Source organism: Afipia sp. GW821-FHT04G03, from assembly GCF_059419985.1.
This window is the reverse complement of record NZ_JBWKSV010000001.1, coordinates 1,022,434-1,040,883: the sequence shown is the minus strand read 5'-3', so window position 1 is coordinate 1,040,883 and position 18,450 is coordinate 1,022,434. Positions and strand designations below refer to the sequence as shown.

Here is an 18,450-nt window from a genome sequence, read left to right as displayed (position 1 = left end):
CTATATGCCCCACCATGCTCGATCCTGCAATGCAGGATTGGCGCAAAATCGTAGGCAAGAACGTGCGGAGGATCCGCCAAGAACGGAGCATTACTCAGGAGAAGTTGGCGTTCGAAGCTGAGATAGACTTGACCTACGTCGGTGGCATTGAACGTGGCAAACGGAACCCAAGCTTGCTTGTAATGGCGCGAATAGCCGAGGCGCTCTCTGTGCCCTTGACTAAGTTGCTCGCAGAGTAGCTGTGCCGCGCCACAAGCCCTTGAGTCCATTTTTCAACTTATAAGCTTTTGAGTATTTGCTTATCAGTTGGCGACTAGATAGCATTCGAAACAAGAGTTAGGTCAGTTGTCAGCGCAGGAATCATGGTCTGGGGTCAGGGGTTCGAGTGTCTTCGTCGGTATCGTAGGCAAACTATCGCTTTAAACCAGCCAAGTCTGCCGACCATATCAGGCGAGCCAAAGCGGCCCGCTTTCGGCAAGGTACACACCAACAAAAATTATTGCTGTACTATCTCGGTTAAAGGCGGTTGCGATCGAGACGCTTGCCTAACTCTCTCAAGCTGGCATCACGATGAACCACGCGGAACCAGCCATCGGCCGTGTTTCCGAAAGGCTCGATCATGGCCGCGCCCAGGGTGCGAATGGGGCGTCCATCAATATAGAGTTGGACACGGAGCATTCCCTGATCAGATGCCATTTGGGCTAACAATACGATCTGGCCTGTCCGTGCGGTGATCCCTTCTCCCGAAGGGTCGATTTCGTCGATTGCGAGCACCCCGTGATCGGCGGGACCGTGGACAACGAGGTGTGTTCCCGGCGGCATCCCTGAATCTCGTTTAGGCGGCCGTCCCAAGTCGCCTAACGTCAGGTGTGTCGCGACGGACCGAAGGTGAGGTTGCTGTTCCAACACTTCGCGCGCGAGACCGAACGTATCCGTGGCGGCGTAGAGATACCGCGCACTATGAATAGTTTGCTCATGATTGAGGAAGAGCACCGTCTCTTCATCAATATCGATCGGGTTGCCGGACCTGAGGCCGTCTCTGTATCCGAACACTCGTTCCTTTTGATCCGCCTCGAGACCCGCTTGTTCAGCCAGCTCGTAGCGCTTCACAATTGTCGGACAGTGCAAAGCTATCATGATCTCGGGTGAGATCGGCAGGACGACAAGTATGCCGTGCGAAGTAAGTCCAAGCTCCCCATAGGGGAAGGGATTCATCAGCACGACGGGATGATCAGAGATTATGAACTTATGGCCTCCATTCGCTCGGTAGAGGGCGGGATACAGGCGCAGAAGCGCGACCACTTGCTCGCTGCGATTGAGGAATGTCCGTACTGCGCCGAGGCGCAGCGCGGCATCGGATGGCTTCGCCATGGTCGGATCCTGATCCGGATCGTAGCCTAGCTGCCGTGTCATCTCCCGAAGACGATCGGCGAGGTGCGCCGGTGTGGTCCGACTGAAATGCGTGCGGAGCATTTGGGTGGCGAACAAGTCGGCCAAAGCAAGACGATCATCCTCGGATAGCCAGGCTACCGACTCGCGCGAGAGGATCTCCGCAATAAGACGGGGCGACCGGGTATCGACCTCCTGGAATAGATCTTCGAAGTTCCACTTGCTGGCGCCGAGACTGACGGTGTTGAAGTCGTTTTCTGAGCCAGCGTTGAGTATCGCGGTTCGGAAGGAGCGATCCGTTTGCTTGTCTAGCACGTAAAGAAAATTGCGTTCCGGATCTGCAGAGAAATTCCGAAGCTGCGCCTGCGGCACGAAGTGGTGTTTTTTAGAAGGCCGATTCATTGTTTTGACGCGGTGCATGGACACTGAACATCCGAACGCCTACCGACGCGAACGTTTCGTAGGTAGTAGTTCACTACATCGCTGTCGGGTAGCCTCGTCAATCGTGAATTCCTCTGGCGATTTACCACCCAGTTCGCGCCTCCTGCCTCGCATCCATAAGGTTGCCCGCTCGTCGTCGTAGTACCGGGATTGTGCGAGCACGGCGAGCTCGGCGACGGCCTTTGCCTTCCGCTCGTTCGCTCGATGCTGAACCTCAATCTCTCGTGCTCGGGAATGAAGAGCGCCGACTGCGTCCTCGTGACCGCCTTGGCTATCTGAAGCGGCCTCGATGGGAGGGCGTCCCCCAGTGCTAGAGTTTATCGCCACGAGCCAGATTTCCGCTTCCCCACTGATCTGTCGAAGCGCGCGATTCCGCAGATCGGCGACACGCGAAGCTCTATCTGCCTCGATTTTCGCTTGGTTGGCGCGTTGACGTTCGGCTTCCTCTGCGTGCTGGCGTTCGAGGGCGCGCGCTAGCGCGCCTTGGTAGGGAAGTCCAATCAGATCTAAGCGTTCTCGCGGCGAGAATCGAATTTGGGTCGCGATGTTATCCAGGTCGTTTGTGAACGATCGCCACCTCGTTTCATCGAAGTCGACCGCTTCATGAGGTGAATGGCCGCGTTTCGGGAGTGTTGAACAGGACCATTGTTCAAATACGAAAGCTGCGGTCTCGTCAGCTGGAAGATCGGCAATCAGTTCCTCAACTAATTGACGGAGCTGTCGCGTGCGCTTCACCGGGCGCGCGCGGAGCTCGCGAGCCTTGTCGATACGCGCCTGCAGCGTATGTGAGGGCCGCCAAATCGCGGTCGGGCCCGAATGAACGAAACCAAGGCGCTCGAGTTGCGTCAAGTATGCTTCGACGGCTTCGAGCGGGGAATTGAACGGAATCCCAGACGCTCTCACCGCACGTGCAATTTCATCTGAAATGTCAGTAAACGATGTGTCGAGCCATCGTTTGTTTAGGAGTGTCGCGAGCCCATTGCGAGTTCGGAAGGGCGCCTTAGTTGGGGTGAGCAATACTTCCAGAACAGCCGCCTGCCATTCCGCAACGGCCACGGTGAAGCAACCAGACCCATCAACAGGCAGATTAATAAGGTCGGCGAGGCCGTTTTTCCGGGCCGCAGATTCGCAGGCCCCGCTTCCCGGCGCATTTGACGGTGAACGATGGCGGTAAGAGCCGCGATAATGTTCGACTTTTGTCCGATTCTCCTCTGCTCGCAGCAGAGCTCGCTCTTCGAGGCGGGCGCGCGCTTCACGTTCCCGCGGATTGTGCAGCCACATTCGCGGCGCGTGATATAGTATCTCGTCTGCGATCTCGCTGAGCTTGTGGTCGCGGTATTGCGAGAGGTCGATCTCGATTGCGCCGACATCCATCGCTTGGATCCGAGCGATTTTTTCCGAGTCGCACGGATGAGTGACCTTGAATTCTACGATGAGCCGGCGATCGCGTAAGAGCAGCACGACGTCGGGAACGATCTGGCCATCTTTGGTTTCCAGAATCGCTTGATCGAAAGCGCGCTTCGCGGCCCGGACAACAACTTCGCGATCTTTCTGCTCCTCCACGACCTGCGCTGGTAAAGTAATTTCCAGGCGCTCATCCAGAATGCGTTTCGCAAACTTATGCAGAGCCGTCTCGCCGGCGGATTCGCATGACCGGCCGTCTTGCTGAGCGTGGTGCGCAAAATGGTGGGCCTGCACATCTCCCTTTTTCGCAACCAGTCGCCTTTCGCAGCCGGGACAGACGCAGTTGCAGGCGAGGCCGGAGGGCACCTCGCCTATGTGCAGCAGTCGGCCCTCGGCAGACTCGGCGACGAAAGCGCCGCCTTGCTCCGTACAGGCAAACAGTTCTCCCAGGCGTATAGACATCGTCCGGCTTGCTCCCTGGCCGGTATCGCTAGGTGGAGTGTCAGCGCCACTCCATCCATCTCGCTACCCGTGACAGGTTTTCCAGAAATAGATCGAGGTACGCTTCGCTGCCCAATGCGAACCCTGCTTTAAGCAGTTGTTGCCTGGTAGGAGTCGATTTCAGCTCGTGTTCTATTGAGCGTCGCCCCTCGCTTCGCCAGCCGATGCGACCGACCGACATCCTAGCCTTCCTGTCGCCGTTCTCCAATTGATCCTTCAGTTCGCTTTCGCTGTTCTCTTCAAGGTGGACCAATGCCCCCAGCGCCTCGAAACGATCGAACAGCAGAGCATTATCTATGGGAATGCCTAAAAAAGCCGCGCCCCACTCGGAAGTTACGTCGAATAGATGGTCGCTGAGCGGTGTTTTTCGACGGTTGTTGGCAGTCGTGAAACCCTCAACATTGTTCCAGAGATTGTCGTCTGAACCCCTCCAGTCCCACAGGAAGAGCGAATTTACGAGGCGTTTGGGGTCCCGCTCCTCTCTAGGCATCGAGAGAGAGAACAGGTCATGCAACGTCTTCCAACGCTCTGCTCGCGCAAGTCCAAGACCATAGGCCGTCATGAGTAGAACAGCTGGATAGGTCCTTAGGTCTAGCCAGTAATTCAGGCCACTCCCCACCTTGTTCGCCCTGGCAACCACACCGCGGATCGTATCGGCGATGATTGCAAACTCGGCGTTATCCCCCCATCGCCCGAGGACACCGAAGGCTTTAGCGAGCGGCTCGGCCGCGGTCTCATAGAGCTTAAGGCGCCGGCGAAATTCCTCAACGGACCACGCACCTTGCGGAAAGAGCTCCTTCGCGTCCAGGCGGTCGAAAAGCTTGGTAACTTCTTGTGTGATAACTTCATCGAGTCGAATCCGGAATTCTGGCCGCGCAACGTATCGTTTGATGGAGCCGACGAGTAGATCAATTGTCAGCGGGCTCTGTTTTCGAGTCTCCGCGAGTGTTTGCACGCGCTCGGCCAACGTCAGAAAGAAGCTATCGGCGTCGGTAATCGGAACCGTCACAGCCTTACGCTGACTAATGATGGCCTCCGCGCCGTGCCCAACTTTCCCTCGTATGCTCCAGAAAGCAGGGTAACGCCTGTTAGGCGCTCGCAACAATGCCGCCCGCAACGCGTCATCCCATTCGCCTGACCAGCCGCAAACGATAAGGCCGTGCTCGTCGAAAATCCGATCGAGGAGCGCATCATATTGCGGCGGATAAGCGCCTAACTCTTCGTCGGTGTTCAGGATGCGTGCATCCTTATAGTCACCATGAAGCTTCAGCACGTAGCACGGGCTATGCGTGAGCGGCTCGGCTCCTGACAAAGTGTCAACGGAGGTGACGACAGTTGGCTCCACGCCAACTTCGCGCAGGGCGTTTTCTAGCAACCGATCGAAATTGGTTGTTACTATCACCCGAACATACCCGTCGCGAACTAGGCCGGCGATGGCATGGTGCGCGACAGTTGGAAGTTTCTTTCCCTCTGCGCGGTCGTCTTCGTCAGGCTCTATGTACGAATGTAAGATGGATCGCCGTTCGGCAGGCGAGGCCGCTAGTTCTGCCAGAATCGCTGAATAGTCGGGTTCCGCAGAATACTTTTTGCGATACCACGTCGCCCAATCGGCCTGGTTCTCTACGCCTTGCGCGAGAGCAACCCGACGAACCAAGTCCAAAGTGATCTCCCAGCCAGTTGGAATCCCGGCCGTACGAGAGAGACCAGAGCCGAGAAGCAAGGCATAGACGCCTTTGTTCTCGAACGTTGAGAATGCGAGCTGAATAGTCGGGTCGCTCGATAAAATGCTCATGGCAGGCGCGAATCAGTAGGAGGGAAGGATCCGAGCATAGCAAGATTGCGCAGCAAACGATCGCCGCTCGCGCCTGCTCGGGCGCGTCGGTTGCGAATCGGTCGGCGTACACGAAGGTCGTGCCGCGCTCGCCGTTGCGGACATTGCCGCCGAGCGGGAGCGCTTGGCGGAGGTGAGCCGGCTCTGGCCCGAAAAGCTGTGTTCACCGCGGCGCTCCAAAGGATCAGCACGTTGATCCCGAAATAATTCCGCCTTGGTCGCGGCGTTGGCAAGCGGCGCCTTCGCAGCCGCCGTCCTCCAAGGTTGGACCCAGGCACGCGCCCGGCCTCAAGTTCTGCGATGATATTGTCGGTGATTTCATCATATGGCTCGCCCGGTCCTGGCCAGTCCGAGCTTGTCTGGTCTTTCTGGACATCACCGATCTCCGCGGCGGGCCACCCGTCGCAGCGAAGCCGCTCCGCACTCTCACTCTGAAGGGGCGTTGCGGGGGGCCGCAAAAGGGATCGGCTGAGACGAATGCCGGCCGCAAGGCGTTCCCCTCAGAAGTGCAAAGCCGGGTTTCAGCTTCTCCGGGTTGGCATCTTTCCGCGTTTCAGGACATCACTCGTCCGGCGGATACTCACGCGGATCGAGCTCGGAAAAGTCGGTCAGCGTGTCGCATCGGATGCAATAGTACATCTGCGAGGCTTCCTGAAAATGCATGCCGCACAGGCATCCGCAGAACGGGCAGCACTCGTCGATCTCTAGATCGGCCCACTCCCACACGCCGAGATATTCAGGAATGGCGTCGCGATCATATCCAACGACCTGGAACGCGTCGGCGTTTTTAGCGACAAATCCATCGCGGCCAGCGCGCTTGAGAATGGCGAGAACGTCACCCGGTTCGATGTCGAACCATTCTCCACGCACATGGGTCGATCCAAAATGCTGGTGCAGCTCTCGTTCAAGCTGGAAGGTGTCGGTCGCTTCGATCCACCCCAGCAGCCGCAGCTCCAAGGGATTCCCTGTCTGGAGGTTGCGCTTGCGCGCCTCGATGTTCTTCGCCACGCCGATCTTGATCGGGGAGCATCCGTTTTCATCTTCGCCAATGAAATAGACCGGCACGTCGCGGTCCTTACAGCGTCAGCGGAGCCGGTCGAGCAGGGCCTCGACCATTGCCTGGCTTGAGTATGCGACGATGTCGAGTGGCCGGTTCTCCTGCCTCATGAGCGCGATGAGAAGGCAGGCCGTGAAGGGCCAGAAGGACGAGCCGGGCGGCAGATTGTAGCCGCCGATCATGGCTGTCAGCCGCTCGGCGATCGGCGGATATTGTCGATTGCCCCAATGCGCGTGGGTTGGCGTCATGGCATGGATGATCACGGCGGCGAGCGCTATTCCCATCGCGCGCTTCTGCTGTACTTGGGCGTAGTTGTGCCCATGCTCTTTCGCGTAGGCGGCGAGACCGCTGGTCATGAACTCGCGAGCCCAGTTATCGCAGCCGATTTCCTCCTCGGGCAGCGTCGACGGTACGTTCTTGTCGGCGCAATACATGACGTGCCGGAATTCGTGCAGCAGCGCGAAGGCGAGGGCAAACGAGACGAGGTCAAACATCGTCTCGTGCTGGATATCTCCCAAGCTGTCGCGGTCAGCGGTCGGCTCGGGGATGTCCGCAGGCCAGGAAATCTGTGCGGTCTGTTCGGCCGCGATGAGCGATTGAGCGGCGCTGATGCGCTGCTTGTAATCGAATTCATATTGCCCCCGTTCGGCATCGATCTTGAGGGCTTGGTCTAGCGGTATCCCGGTCCATGTCGCCATCAATAGGGCCGGCGAATACACCTCGATGGCGCGCCATGCGCTGAAGCCGAGCAGCCAGAAAAAATCGATCGTCTTGGTGTCGAACCGGATGCGCTTGTCATCGGCGTTCATCGTGACGCCCTTGGTGCTCGGCCCGATTTCCACACCATGACCGTACTGGCTCCACAGGCTGCTGATCTCGTTGGCACGCTCGGGTACAGCCCCGCGCAGGAGATGGAGGACGATGGTCCGGTCGGATGGTTCGGCTTCCATGTTCAACGATGCTCCTTTGAGGGTCGATGACGGCGACGCCTGGCTGGCAGACACATCATGGCAGCTCGCTTTCGCCCGGCGCGCCGTCCGTCTTCTCGGGCTTGCCGGCCATGCGCAGATACGTGATCGACGAAATCACCGAGTTTGCCCACATGGTTCTGCATTCAACGGCGCCGTCGCGCTCGAACCAGTGTGTCGCCCCGGGCATGAGGTCGAAGGGAATGGGGTGCGTCGCCTGCGGGTTGTGAAAGACCTCCAGTTCTTGGCACCAGGCTTCGCCCCAAGGCCAAAGCGCCTGGTATTCGGCGCTATCGACTGGAAGATTGAAATCAATGGGCTCCAGCGCGCCAGGCGTTCGGTCGAAGAGAATGCCGCGGCGGGTCATCGTGAGACCTGGTGGCCGCCATCCGGCGAGAAAACCCATGCGGTTGAATTTCGCCAAGGTCCCCGCATTGCTGAAGATCACGGCGGAGAGGTGGGCGAAGTCGGGATCGCGGAACAGTCCGGCCGGAATGCCATGCTTGCCGGTCAGGGTGCTGATAGGCGTGCCCACCGCACGGCGCTGGGCACCTTCGCCTTCCACATCTGCCCGCAGGCCGTAGAGATAGGTTGGCAAAGCCTCGCGGCTCCACACCATCGAACCAGACTCATGGAAGTCGGCGATCGCGAGGGCCAAGGGCGTCCCCTTCACATGAGCCAGTTCATGATAGTTGCGCTGAAGCTTGCCGCGCAGCGTCTTGGCGAAGCGCTCGGCTGGCGCGCCAGTCATGCGCTCATTCCGGTCAACGGGAGCATGCACCCAATCCCCGATCCCGCCGGAGCGGGGCGTCTCGGAGTTGGCGGTCACTGCCTCGATCCAGCAGGCGGCGCCATCGTTTTCGATCAGGAAGTCCGGAGAGACATGCTCCTGCCGGACGATCAGGCCTTGCTCGCGAAAGCAGGCAAGAAGGTAGAGCTCGAAGAGGCGGGACGCGAAATTGTTGGTCTGCAGATCGGTGACGAAGTTGGCATCAGGATTGGGAAGCGCGAGGTAGCATTCGCCGACCGCCATCAGCGCCGGACAATGGCTGATCGTGCTCGTCAGCAGGTCGAACTCCGGCGATGTCCCTCGCGATCCGGTCTTCAGCAGAAGCGGCCGCCGCCGCGCGCCTGGCGGTAATGGCTCGGGCGGCTCGCCGGCGCGCATGCTGATTTTGAGGTGATCCAGCGCGGCTTCGGGAGTGGGATAGGGGCCGCCTTCATCGACGCGGACCCAGCGATGATCGACACGCCGGCGCAGGGCCAGGGTGGTGAAGGTCCCGCGCTCCGGGTCGAGGAGGATGCAGCCGCTCGCGCTGCCGCGCCCGGCTTGATAGCTCCCGAAGATCTGCGCGGGATCAAAATTAGGTCCATGTTCGAGCGACAGCGCATAGAGTTCGAACTGCCGTTGGCTGATGGGCGTGATCAGTCGCTGCTCATCGCCGACGGCCATGATCAAACCTCAAGGGCGGGAACGCGCCTGGCGCGCGCACGCGGGCGCATCGTCATGATGCCTCCGCTGCGGCTTGCGCCAGGATGTCATTGGCCTCCCATTCGTCGCCGCGCGGCGTGATGACGAACTCGCGATCCCAGACGCCCCAATTTGTCGCCAGCGGAACCTGTGCCAGAGGATTATTGACATAGGTCAGCGGGCGGGTCTTGCGCGACAAGTTGCCGAGGCCAACGCGCGACCAGATCACACCGGAGATGTCGGCGAAACGCTCGTCGAGAAATGCCGTGCGTGGGATCGGATTGCGTTCGCGGTCGATGAAGGGGGCTGGGTGAAATCCTTCTTCGACGACGTTGCCGGTCTCGCGATCGATGGTGATGTAGGCGTCTCCGATCGGAAACAACGTGGTCATGATCAGCGGCAACGGCTGCTCGGCGACATAGACGCCGAAGCGGCTCGCGCTGATCGCGATAATCCTCGTGTCTTCCGGGACGATCACCCCTTGTTCGAGATAGCGCGCGATCCTCTGCGCCTTTGTCCAGAACGCCCCGGACGTGCGCAACTGCGCTTGACGGATCGGTGCGGCGAAGAGACCGCCGCCCTCATTGAGGGGAACGGGACGCGCGATCTGGTCCGGACCCGGTGCGCCTTCATCAGGGGTGATGGCCTCGATCCAGATTCGGCGGCCATTTTCCAGGACGCACAGATCCGGCTGGCCGCCTTCGCGCTCGCGCTCGACGACGGGAAGCAGGGTGCGGCCCGCCTCGAGCAGCGTGCAGCCCAGATACATCTCCCAAAAACGGCCATCGACGTCGCGTGCGAAACCATGCCGAAAGTCGGGATCGGCATAGGGCTCGTAGCGCTCCCACATCTCTTGCAGCATGGTGTGGAGCTGCTGCTCGATCGGAAGCTCTGCGGCTTTCAGGTTTTCGAACCCGCGATCGAGATTGGCGCCATCGACGTCGAAAAGATCACTCATCGTCTGCTCGTCTCATGCCCGGCGCAGCGTGCGTGGGACCTGCACCCGGTGATAGCCGTGCGAATGGACCTGCTGACGAAGCTGCTTGATGTCGTTGACGCCGAACGCCACCGCCGCCTTCAGCGGGCTGGCGAAGGTTGCGTAGAAGGTCCAGCGCGGGCCGGCGGGCAGCGTCGGCTTTTGCCGGCGATCGGTGATGACGACGTCGCGCGGATCGCTGCTGTTGCGGAAGGCGTGAAAGGTGAACCAGTCGGGCCGACGATAGCGCGCCGCCTTGCTGAAGGGGACGGACTGGACTTTCACGTCGGTCTGGTCGAGCACCCAATCGCGTTGCTCCAGGATCTGCCGGACCATATGGCCGACCATCTGCTTCACGCGGTCGGCCAGGACCTCCTCGCGAAACTCCGCCAGGAGCTGCTCCTCGATGCCTTCGACCGCGGGCTTGCCGAGTTCGGATGCGGTTTCCAGGCGCGCGACATTTTCGGGCCGCGTGAGGAAGGTCCAGATGCGCTGACCAAGCTCGGTTGCGTACAGCGACGCAAATTTCTCGGGGTTATAGGCAAACATGACAGGGTCTCCTTTACCGGGCAAATATGGCCGGTTATAAACGCCTGTCAATGGTGGCGTGCCGCGCGTCCGCAGATATAGCGGGGGAGGCTGGATTGGACTTCGAGGATCTCGTGACGGCGCTGGAGCCGCCGCCGAACCGCGCCGGAAAAGCGGACGGTCCCCACGAGCACCATCTCTACGAAGGCGCGGTGATGGTCGCCTACGCGATGCACTTGCTCCGCACGCAGGGCGCATGGGACGTCCGTGTCCATCCCGACGGCGAACACGGAAAGCAGTTCGATTTCGCGGGTTGGTTGGGCCGGCGAGCGTTCACCAAAATCTCCGGCCTCGGTAGCACCGCCTATGGCGGGGTCTATCGAAATCCGGAGGGCAAGACGATCACCATCAACCCGAAGTCCGGGCTCGGTGATGTCGTCGCGGCTATCGGAGACCATGTCATCGCGGCCGAATGCAAGGGCGGCATCATCAATACGCGGTATCCAGGTCAGGTGTCGCGGCTCTACCGCGGTCTTTGCGAAACCGTGGGCCTGCTGATGGCGACGCCATCGCAGGGGCGTCAGGTCGCCGTGGCGCCGCTGACCGACGGCACCTTGCGCCTGGCCGAGCGGCTTGCGCCGCGTTGCGCACTGACCGGCATCGAGATCGCGCTCGTCGGCAGCCGCGGCGAGGTTTTGGAAGTGAAAGCGAGAGAGGCGGCCGAGCAGGCGGCCGGAGGGAACGACGCATGAAACGGGTGCTGACGGTTGGGGTGACTTACACCGGCGACAAAATCGAAGGCGTGGAGATCGATAATCTCGGGCTCTGCCAGCCCGATGCCGATCGAGAGCGGGCGGCCTTTCCGCTCTACGAATACGACACGATCATCATCAATCCGGAGAGCTACACGCATTTCCTGTTCGGCAAGGCCGGAGAGTTTTCAAACGAACTCAACGAACTGGGCAAGTTGAAGGGGCAGAACGATCGCTACGATCTCGACTCCGCCTTCGATGGCGAGGACCGGCGCAAGGAAATGGAGGCCGCGATTGCGGATGGTGCGACGGTCGTTTGGTGCCTGTCCGAACCGAAGCGGGCGAACTTCTTCGGCTATCGCGAAACCCATCTTGGATATGTGACGCCGAAGGTGGCGAGTTTCGTCAAGCGCTCGGAGCTTCTCGTGAAGAAGGGGCGCAGGATGGGGCCGGTCGATCCCGACAGCCCCTTCGCGCGCTATTTTGAGGTTCTGTCGCGGACCGGCGGCTGGACGCTGTGTCTTTCCAATCCCGGCGAAGGTTATGCGTCGATCGCTGGGACGCCGGAGGGCTACAGCCTCGGCGGCCAAGTTACGCTCGGGGCCACGACGGGCTGGCTGCTGACTCCGCCGACGTCGCAGGAAGCCCAGAACCAGCTCGTTCGCGACAGCCTCGCGTTGGAGAAGGCCCATCCAGCGCATGAGAAGTATCACGGCATCTTCCTGAGCCACACCGGCGTCGACAAACCGTTCGTGCGCCAGCTTCGCAAGGACCTGCTCGCTCATGGCGTCGAGCATGTTTGGCTGGACGAGGCCGAAATCGACATCGGGGACTCGCTGATCGCCAAGATCGAAGAGGGGATGAAGCTCAGCCGCTACATCGCCGTCGTGCTGTCGAAAAAGTCGATCGGAGCCCCTTGGGTGAAGAAGGAGCTCGACGTGGCGATGAACCGCGAGATCGCCAGCGGTGAGGTGGTCGTGCTGCCGCTGCTCTACGAGGATTGTGAGTTGCCGGAGTTCCTGAAAGGCAAGCTTTACGCGGATTTCTCCAAGCCCGAGGAGTATGAGACGGTTCTCGGCAAGCTTTTGCGGCGGCTGCGGATCTCCTGATGAGCGAAACCGGTCCAAGCATGGCGATGCTGGCGGCGATGACGGACTTGTGGCGGCTCCCTCCGCCCGGGCCTGACAATATTCTTGCGCACCCGGCCTTTGTGCGGCTGCGTGAGATCTGCCGCGACGGCTATCCAAATGCCGGCAAGAAGGGGCCGAACTTCGCCCTCGCGACCGCGCTGCGAGCCTTGGGTCTTCCATGTCACCTGCAGAAGGACACGGCCGATCTTGCCTTGCCAGTGGAGGAGGCGGCGAAGGCACTGGACGCGGCGCTGCGCGCCACCCGGGCCAGGCGCATTCACCTTGCGCCGCTTGATCTTGGCGCCGACCTGCCGCCGCTCGCATTTGGTCCGGCTAGGGTGTGCCGTTTGAGCGCGGACGAGTTGCGCGGCGTGATCGATACGGCCCGGTTGAGGCGCCATTATCCGCGTCAGGACTTCGATGCCAAGCGCTTCTCCGAATTCCACTGGCTGATCGTTGAGGAGGTCGTGGCGCTCGAGCAGGAGCCGGAGGAGCGCGCGGTCCCGGTCTTGTTCATGGATATGAGCCAGGATCTGGGGCGGATCGAACCGCATAAAGGGCGGTTCCCGACGGCCTTGGAAGATGCGCTGTTCTTCCTGCTGCTCGCGCCCTGGGAAAGCTGGTCCACCATGCGGGAATTCGATTGGCGCGGCTTCCGTTTGCCATGGGTCTACACGATCGACAACGACATCGTCGTTCGTCCCAGCTCGCCGCCGTCCCCCGATACGTTGAGCTGGGAGGACCGAGTCTACGACGACGGATATGGCGGGACATACGAGGAGGAGCGCCCGATCGAGCTCCACCTGGAGGAGGATGCAAAGACCGAGCTGACGGTGTGGGACCAGAGCCGATGGGTGACCGTCGAGCAGGCGAAACAATCGGTCTTGTTCGAGACGCCGATCCCTCACTTCCTCGTCCGCGCATTCCTGGCCGAGGGCGTGGATGAGTTCCTCGCGCACATCACGACGATTGAGGCGGCGCTCGGCTTGCGCGCGGACTATCAGAAGAACTTTCGCATCGCGCCTGATCGCCACAAAGGGATGCGCGCCACGAATAGAATGCGGGGACGGGTGGCCGGCCTGCTGGGCGATCGAAGCTTCGCCGACCAATATGAGCAACTCTTCAACGTGCGGAGCGCCTTCCTCCACGGGCGAGCCATGACCGCCATCTCGACGAACGAGCGGGTGATGGCGCGGTCTTTGGCCCGCCAGGTCGTGGAGGCGCTGATCATTGCCACGCTCGCGGGCCCGCTCGGCTCGCGAGAGGACTTTTTGGACGGTCTGCTCGATAGGGGCGCGCCCCTGATCTAGCCGAAACGGACGGTTCCCGGGCAGGTCCGTTTGCTTGAAAACTGTCAGAAAACCGCGTATATTTCTGACAGGAGCGCGGCCATGCAACGGTTAACCGAGCAGATTCTTGCACATGCCGAAGGGTTGCCGGAAGGCACGCCCGTAGCGGCTAAAAGCTTGCTCCATCTCGGCAATCGTGCCGCGGTGGATCAGGCCTTGTCGCGTCTGACCGAGCGGGGTCAACTGATCCGGGCCGGTCGCGGCGTTTATCTCCGTCCCATCACGAGCCGGTTCGGCACGAGGGCTCCCTCCGTCCAGCAGGCGGTCGAGGCGCTCGCCAACCAGCGTGGTGAAGTCATCGTCCCGAGCGGGGCGGCGGCGGCCAACACACTCGGCCTGACGACCCAGGTGCCGGTTCGATCGGTCTATCTGACTTCCGGCCGCAGCCGGACGATGAATCTCGGCAAGCAGGTCGTCGAACTTCGTCACGCTCCTCGCTGGCAGCTCGCCCTGGCTCACAAGCCGGCGGGCGAGGCGGTGCGAGCGCTGGCCTGGCTTGGGCCGGAGAAGGCGGAAGCCGCCTTGAAGACATTGAAGCGGAAGCTCCCTCCGTCGACCTTTAGCGAACTGGTGGCGGCGGCGCCGCAGCTTCCGACCTGGCTCGCGCGCAGCGTGGGAAAGGCGGCGCATGGCTGACGCCTTTCTCCTCCTTCCGGTCGCCGACCGCCGCGAGGCGCTAAGCGTCGCGGCCGATCGGGCGGGGCGACCCGCGCACCTTCTTGAGAAGGATGTATGGGTGGAGTGGGCGCTCGCCACGCTCTACGGATCGGCGCTCGGCGAGCACTTGGTGTTCAAGGGCGGCACGTCACTGTCGAAGGCCTATGGGGTCATTCGGCGGTTTTCCGAGGACGTCGACCTGACCTACGACATCCGGGCGATCGCGCCCGATCAGGTAGACGGCAACGGCGAGGCGTTGCCGAAAACTCGCAGCGAGGAGAAGCGCTGGTCGAGCGAGGTGCGTAAGCGCCTGCCGGAGTGGGTGGCGGGAGCCGCACAGCCGGTCATCGCGGACGCGCTGGCCGCGCAGGCGTTGGTCGCCACGATCCGCGTCGAGGGCGAGAAGCTGTTCATCGACTATGAGGCGACTGCGGCAGGCTCCGGCTACGTGGCGCCAAGCGTGATGCTGGAGTTCGGCGCTCGATCGACGGGCGAGCCGGCAAGTCTGCGGGATATCGCCTGCGACGCATCGGGCCTGGTCGAAGGCGTGGTGTTCCCAACGGCAGGGCCCCGCGTGATGCACGCCGAGCGAACCTTCTGGGAAAAGGCGACGGCGATCCACGTCTTCTGCTTGCAGGAGCGGCTCCGCGGCGATCGCTTCGCGCGACACTGGCACGACGTCGTGCGGCTCGATGAGGCCGGACTTGCGAAGGCGGCTTTCGCGGATCGCAAGCTGGCGAACGCTGTCGCGCGCCACAAGGGCATGTTCTTCGCCGAGAAGGCCGCCGACCGTAATCCGATCGATTACGTGGCCGCCGTGAATGGCGGTTTGCAGCTCGTGCCCGGCGGCGATGCCTCCAAGGCACTGCAAGAAGACTACGGCCGTATGGTCGAGGACGGGTTGCTGTTGGACGATGCCGAACCCTTCGAGGCGCTGATGGCGCGCTGCGCCGATATCGCCGCGCGGGCCAACCGCGCGGGCGCGTAGAAGGGGGAGGCCAATGCTCAGTCGGGGATCGGAATGGCGGAGGTGGGAGCCGCATATTCACGCACCGGACACGGTGATGAACAACCAGTTCAGCGGCCCCACGGCCTGGACTGACTATCTCACCGCGCTGGAGAGGGCCACGCCGGCCATCGAGGCGATCGCCGTCACCGACTATTACGTCACGGATACCTATGAGGAGGTGCTGAGGCAGAAGGCCGCTGGCCGGCTACCTGCCACCAAGCTGATCTTCCCGAATGTCGAACTCCGGCTCGATGTGGCTACGGCCAGGGGCGGGTTCGTCAATCTTCACCTGTTTGTCAGCCCCGAGGATCCAAAGCACGTCGAGGAACTGCAGCGTTTGCTGTCGCGCCTGCAGTTCAACGTCATGCAGGACCGCTTCGACTGCACGCGCGCGGACCTCATCAGGCTTGGCAAGAAGACCGACCCGAACATCACCGACGACAACGCGGCGCTGGCCTATGGGGCCAACCAGTTCAAGGTCAATTTCCAGAAGTTGCGCGAGGTGTTCTCGGAGAGCGGATGGGCGAAAAAGAACATCCTGATTGCGGTCGCGGGCGGCGCGACCGACGGAACGTCGGGCGTGCGGGAGGCCGCCGACCAGACAATCCGACGCGAAATCGAAGGCTTCGCGCATGTGATCTTTGCCAGCAGCCCGGCGCAGCGCGAGTTCTGGCTTGGCCGAAGGGATCTTGCCCCCGATGAAATGCGAGCCCGATACGGTGGATTGAAACCCTGTCTGCACGGGAGCGACGCCCACAAGCTCGACGATGTCGCCTCGCCGTTCGGGGACCGGTTCTCCTGGATCAAGGGGGGGTTGGAGTTCGATGCTCTACGTCAGGCGTGCATCGACCCCGGCGGCCGCGCGCATGTGGGTGCCGAACCGCCGGCATCGGCAACGCCATCGCAGGTGATCTCGGGTATCGAGATCGTTGATGCACCCTGGATGACGACGCCGGTCATTCCGCTCAATCCCGGGCTGGTCGCCATCATCGGCGCCCGCGGCTCCGGCAAGACCGCGCTGGCCGATATGATCGCGGCGGGATGCGACTCGATCTCGGACGAGGCCTGGAACGCCGAGGAATGGGCCAACCCCTCTTTTCTCATCCGCGCCCGGCCCCTTGTCGGCGATGGGAAGGTCAAGGTGAGTTGGGCGTCCGGAGAACCGAGCATCCGCGCGCTCGATGGCTCGGATGCGAACGGGCCTTTCAGCTATGAGCGCGTGCGGTATCTGTCGCAGCAGTTCGTGGAGGAGCTGTGCTCGTCGAGCGGGCTGACTGACGGTCTCCTGCGCGAAATCGAACGTGTGATCTTCGAGGCCCATCCAGATGACGCTCGGGACGGCACCTTGGACTTCGCCGAGCTTCTCGACCACCGCGCGTCGCGTCATCGCCTCGCGCGCGAACGCGAGGCCGAGGCCGTGGCGCAGATTTCTGAGCGCATCGGCACCGAGCTGGAGAAGGAGAAGCTGATTGCGACCTATGAGGGACAGGTTGCGCAAAAGAAGAAGCTCGTCGACGCCTACACGGCGGATCGTGCGAAGCTCGTTTCGGCCGGAAGCGAGAAGCGAGCCCAGCGTCACACCGAGCTGGCCGGAGCCGCAAACCAGATTCGAGCGAAGCTGCGCCAGTTCGCCGGCCAGCGGCAGACTTTCCTGGCAATGCAGGACGAGGTGAAGGACCTGCGACGCAACCAGGCCCCTGAAGCGCTGAGACAGGCCCAGTCACGCCATACCCACAGTGGCATGTCGGCAGAGCAGTGGGCGTCGTTCCTGCTGGACTACAAGGGACCCGTCGACAACGATCTCGCCGGCTATGTGAAATGGGTCGACGGCGAGATCGCCAAGCTCAAGGGAACGACGCCGACGCCGAGCGATCCGAATACGCCGTACTTTCGAGACGACGCCGATCTGAGCACGCTGTCTCAGGCCGTGCTCGAGGCAGAGATGGCGCGGCTGGAAAAGCTGGTCAGCGCCGACAAGGAGACGCAGCGGCGCTACACGTCTCTTTCGGGCAGCATCGCGACCGAGACTGCGGCGCTGCAAACGCTTGCCGATAAGCTGAAAGACGCCCAGGGCGCCAGAGATCGCGCGCGTGATCTGCAGACGCAGCGCGAGGAGGCCTATGGCCGGGCGTTCGACGCGCTTGTCGCGGAGCAAACAGTGCTGGAGGATCTGTACGCGCCGCTCATGGCGCGGCTCGCCGCGGCGTCCGGCACGCTGAAGAAGCTTTCCTTCTCCGTCACGCGTGTCGCCAATGTGGAGCAATGGGCGTCCGAGGCGGAAGACGGTCTGATCGACCTCAGGAAAGCCGGCGCATTCCGCGGCAAGGGCACGCTGCTGCAGAAGGCGAATGAGGTGTTGAAGGACGCGTGGGAGACCGGGGATTCGGCCGCCGTCATCGCGGCAATGGCGGAGTTCCGACGCCTCTATCAGAAGGATCTGTTGGATCATTCTCCGGTCGCGCACACCGACCAGGCAGAATTTCGCGCGTGGTCGAAGCGCTTTGCGCAATGGCTGTTCAGCACCGATCACATCTCGATCCAGTATGGGATCGATTACGATGGTGTCGACATCCGCAAACTGTCGCCGGGCACCCGCGGCATCGTGCTCTTGCTGCTCTATCTGGCGTTGGATGACAGCGACAACCGGCCGCTCGTGATCGACCAGCCCGAGGAGAACCTAGATCCCAAGTCGGTTTTCGATGAGCTGGTCCACCTCTTTATCGAGGCGAAGGCCCACCGCCAGGTAATCATGGTCACGCACAACGCGAACCTTGTGATCAACACCGACGCGGACCAGATCATCATTGCCGATGCTGGGCCGCATCCGCACGGCTCCCTGCCGCCGATCTCGTACAGGTCGGGCGGGTTGGAGAACGCCGAGATCAGGAAGGCGGTCTGCGACATCCTCGAGGGAGGTGAAGGCGCATTCCAGGAGCGAGCGCGAAGGCTGCGCGTGAGGTTGGAGCGATGAGGGTGGAGGTCAACGA

The 18,450-nt window shown here is 61.5% G+C and carries 16 protein-coding genes; 7 read left to right on the top strand and 9 right to left on the bottom strand.

Features of this window, described 5'->3' with window-relative positions; translation table 11 throughout:
• Positions 1-14: 14 nt before the first annotated feature.
• Positions 15-239 carry a helix-turn-helix domain-containing protein gene (locus AC07UB_RS05070; protein ID WP_494655259.1) on the top strand — a complete coding sequence of 75 codons (225 nt, stop codon included), beginning with the start codon at positions 15-17 and terminating at the stop codon, positions 237-239.
• A 277-nt stretch (positions 240-516) separates the two neighbouring features.
• Here AC07UB_RS05070 and AC07UB_RS05065 read toward each other — a convergent pair whose 3' ends face one another.
• The 9 genes from AC07UB_RS05065 to AC07UB_RS05025 all read right to left on the bottom strand — a co-directional run bounded on the left by AC07UB_RS05065 (position 517) and on the right by AC07UB_RS05025 (position 10,587).
• Positions 517-1,809 (bottom strand): DUF4238 domain-containing protein, encoded by a 1,293-nt coding sequence (locus AC07UB_RS05065; protein WP_494651921.1) that lies wholly within the window; start codon positions 1,807-1,809, stop codon positions 517-519.
• Between the two features lie 21 nt (positions 1,810-1,830).
• Positions 1,831-3,696: a competence protein CoiA family protein gene (locus AC07UB_RS05060; RefSeq protein WP_494651922.1), complete on the bottom strand. Its 1,866-nt coding sequence runs from the start codon at positions 3,694-3,696 to the stop codon at positions 1,831-1,833.
• A 40-nt stretch (positions 3,697-3,736) separates the two neighbouring features.
• Entirely contained in the window at positions 3,737-5,527 is a 1,791-nt protein-coding gene (locus AC07UB_RS05055; protein WP_494651923.1) for an SIR2 family protein, read from the bottom strand.
• Positions 5,524-5,844, bottom strand: a complete 321-nt coding sequence (locus AC07UB_RS05050) for a hypothetical protein (protein ID WP_494651924.1) — start codon at positions 5,842-5,844, stop codon at positions 5,524-5,526. The genes AC07UB_RS05055 and AC07UB_RS05050 overlap by 4 nt, the downstream gene beginning before the upstream one ends.
• Before the next feature lie 283 nt (positions 5,845-6,127).
• Entirely contained in the window at positions 6,128-6,631 is a 504-nt protein-coding gene (locus AC07UB_RS05045; RefSeq protein ID WP_494651926.1) for a GIY-YIG nuclease family protein, read from the bottom strand.
• A gap of 18 nt (positions 6,632-6,649) precedes the next feature.
• Positions 6,650-7,573, bottom strand: coding sequence for a phage exclusion protein Lit family protein (locus AC07UB_RS05040; RefSeq protein ID WP_494651928.1), 924 nt, complete (start codon positions 7,571-7,573; stop codon positions 6,650-6,652).
• Between the two features lie 55 nt (positions 7,574-7,628).
• Positions 7,629-9,044 (bottom strand): hypothetical protein, encoded by a 1,416-nt coding sequence (locus tag AC07UB_RS05035; RefSeq protein WP_494651930.1) that lies wholly within the window; start codon positions 9,042-9,044, stop codon positions 7,629-7,631.
• A gap of 52 nt (positions 9,045-9,096) precedes the next feature.
• Positions 9,097-10,020, bottom strand: a complete 924-nt coding sequence (locus AC07UB_RS05030) for a hypothetical protein (RefSeq protein ID WP_494651932.1) — start codon at positions 10,018-10,020, stop codon at positions 9,097-9,099.
• Between the two features lie 12 nt (positions 10,021-10,032).
• Positions 10,033-10,587, bottom strand: coding sequence for a hypothetical protein (locus AC07UB_RS05025; RefSeq protein ID WP_438746783.1), 555 nt, complete (start codon positions 10,585-10,587; stop codon positions 10,033-10,035).
• Positions 10,588-10,682: 95 nt separating this feature from the next.
• On the opposite strand from AC07UB_RS05025, the gene AC07UB_RS05020 reads away from it, so the two are divergent.
• From AC07UB_RS05020 to AC07UB_RS04995, 6 genes are all read left to right on the top strand, one after another.
• Positions 10,683-11,318, top strand: a complete 636-nt coding sequence (locus AC07UB_RS05020; RefSeq protein ID WP_494651934.1) for a hypothetical protein — start codon at positions 10,683-10,685, stop codon at positions 11,316-11,318.
• Positions 11,315-12,427, top strand: coding sequence for a toll/interleukin-1 receptor domain-containing protein (locus AC07UB_RS05015; protein WP_494651936.1), 1,113 nt, complete (start codon positions 11,315-11,317; stop codon positions 12,425-12,427). Before AC07UB_RS05020 ends, AC07UB_RS05015 begins: the two co-directional genes overlap by 4 nt.
• Entirely contained in the window at positions 12,427-13,758 is a 1,332-nt protein-coding gene (locus AC07UB_RS05010; RefSeq protein WP_494651938.1) for a hypothetical protein, read from the top strand. Before AC07UB_RS05015 ends, AC07UB_RS05010 begins: the two co-directional genes overlap by 1 nt.
• Before the next feature lie 81 nt (positions 13,759-13,839).
• Complete coding sequence (locus AC07UB_RS05005; RefSeq protein WP_494651939.1) at positions 13,840-14,433, top strand: DUF6088 family protein; 594 nt, start codon at positions 13,840-13,842, stop codon at positions 14,431-14,433.
• Positions 14,426-15,442 (top strand): nucleotidyl transferase AbiEii/AbiGii toxin family protein, encoded by a 1,017-nt coding sequence (locus AC07UB_RS05000; RefSeq protein WP_494651941.1) that lies wholly within the window; start codon positions 14,426-14,428, stop codon positions 15,440-15,442. The genes AC07UB_RS05005 and AC07UB_RS05000 overlap by 8 nt, the downstream gene beginning before the upstream one ends.
• A 13-nt stretch (positions 15,443-15,455) precedes the next feature.
• Positions 15,456-18,434: a TrlF family AAA-like ATPase gene (locus AC07UB_RS04995; RefSeq protein WP_494651943.1), complete on the top strand. Its 2,979-nt coding sequence runs from the start codon at positions 15,456-15,458 to the stop codon at positions 18,432-18,434.
• Positions 18,435-18,450: the final 16 nt, after the last annotated feature.